We start from the raw sequence: 1,584 nt of genomic DNA on the forward strand, positions 1-1,584 counted from the left end.
GGTTCGTCTCAATGCGCCACGCCAAGCGGCTGATTGAGGAATGGCGTATCGAGTACAACACCGAGCGGCCTCATAGTTCGCTCGGCTATCTGACGCCTGTGCAGTTCGCCCGGGCGCACGACGCGAAGCAGCAGTTTTTAACCTCGGACTCTAACTGCAGTCCGGACTAAAACCGGGGGCAGGTCACAATAGCAATCTTTTTTCTCAGCAAAACCGCGACTGCACAAAACATCGCCGCTCAGGCGGAAGCAAAAGTTATCGACTACGTCGGACCTATTGCGATCAGCCAGCTATACGATTGGTATTACAAAACTCCCAAAAGCTGCGGCGGCCAGTATCGGCCAGCTTTCCTGTGTAGCGGAGTCATGTTGCGCGCCACCGTGGAAAGTCCCGCTTTCCGGCCGTGGAACCCAAGCCCGGCCTCACAAGCGAGTGGCGGCGTCTCTTTCTCGTGGATCAGAGCCGACAGTAATTTTTCAAAGCTTGTTTTCGGTTATAAGAATGGATTCATACTATACCCCGGATATAGCACGCTTCAAGGCAAAGACAGCATCATGGTTCTCTGTGCGTATTCAATGGATGGCGGCACCGACCAGCGCCCTGGGAATGGTTGCGGCGCGTCCGCCAATTACCCTACCGAGAGCCGCCCCTGCATCGAGCAGGGAATCACAGATGCTCAAAAGTGGATAGAACATTTTGATTCGCTAAAGATAAAATACAGCGATCAATGCGGCTGGGATGTTACCAAAGGACACTCTGGCACCGCAGATCATTTTTATCAAAGCATTCTGGCGAGGCAAAAGATGCTTTCGCCATGGTGGGACATCCAAAACGAGTTGCGCGTGGCTACATGGAAGCAAAACAATGGCAAAAAACTTCCGATTCATTCGTTTTTCTACATAGCCGGCGACAACCAGGCCCTAACCAATGCCAAAATCGATCAAAAAACCTTCTATCAGGAATATGGAATTGTAGTTCCGGTGGTTGCGATCACTCTTCCAACATCGAAAGGCAAGGAAGCCTCTTTTTCCTATCAACGCAGCGATCAATCTCCGGAAGTTTTGTAACTGACTTGGGGGCTTTGCCCCCCCCAAGCTCGGCATGATGTTCGCCCTGGTCGACACCGTCCGTAACGTGAAGACGTGCCATGTCATCCGATGCGGAATCCATGCTCCGACGTCACTCCAGTGTGGTCCGCACGATACCCGGACCCGCCGATTATGCCGGACCGCTTCAATCCTGGGCGGCGCCCTCTCCATGCACGACGGCAGCAATCAGAGACGCACTCAGCAGCAGAAATTCCTGCACTGTATACCCGAGCTTCCGCGCCGCCGACTCGATATGTCGGTAATCACTGGAATCCACCTCCACGATCACTGCCTTACCGTCCACCCAAGCGCTTCCCATTCCTCCTCCTTGCATCCGACTTCTCGTATCTACTCGGCTGTTGATTTGCATGGAATCCTGACCCACGATTTGCATTGAATTCTGACCCACCCCTTGGACCAGCTTTGCGGGTTATTCGGTGGGTATCTGGGTCTTCTTTCTCTCCTTTTTTGGCTGTGTCGTGCTGTTTCTGAAACG

At 53.0% G+C, this 1,584-nt stretch carries 2 protein-coding genes; one reads left to right on the top strand and one right to left on the bottom strand.

The features are described 5' to 3' along the window. Positions 1-365: 365 nt before the first annotated feature. On the top strand, positions 366-1,067 hold the full coding sequence (locus HWX55_RS35850; protein ID WP_175979093.1) for an N-acyl homoserine lactonase: 702 nt from the start codon (positions 366-368) through the stop codon (positions 1,065-1,067). Positions 1,068-1,233: 166 nt separating this feature from the next. Here HWX55_RS35850 and HWX55_RS35855 read toward each other — a convergent pair whose 3' ends face one another. Then, positions 1,234-1,458, bottom strand: a complete 225-nt coding sequence (locus tag HWX55_RS35855; protein ID WP_175979094.1) for a hypothetical protein — start codon at positions 1,456-1,458, stop codon at positions 1,234-1,236. Between the last annotated feature and the right edge of the window lie 126 nt (positions 1,459-1,584).

This window comes from Burkholderia sp. BCC1047 (assembly GCF_902833155.1).
Lineage (GTDB): Bacteria > Pseudomonadota > Gammaproteobacteria > Burkholderiales > Burkholderiaceae > Burkholderia > Burkholderia sola.

Bases quoted from the DNA above. Each gene is read 5' to 3' on its own strand.
- HWX55_RS35850 (WP_175979093.1), top strand. From the start codon at position 366: ATGTTGCGCGCCACCGTGGAAAGTCCCGCTTTCCGGCCGTGGAACCCA.
- HWX55_RS35855 (WP_175979094.1), bottom strand. From the start codon at position 1,458: ATGCAAATCAACAGCCGAGTAGATACGAGAAGTCGGATGCAAGGAGGA.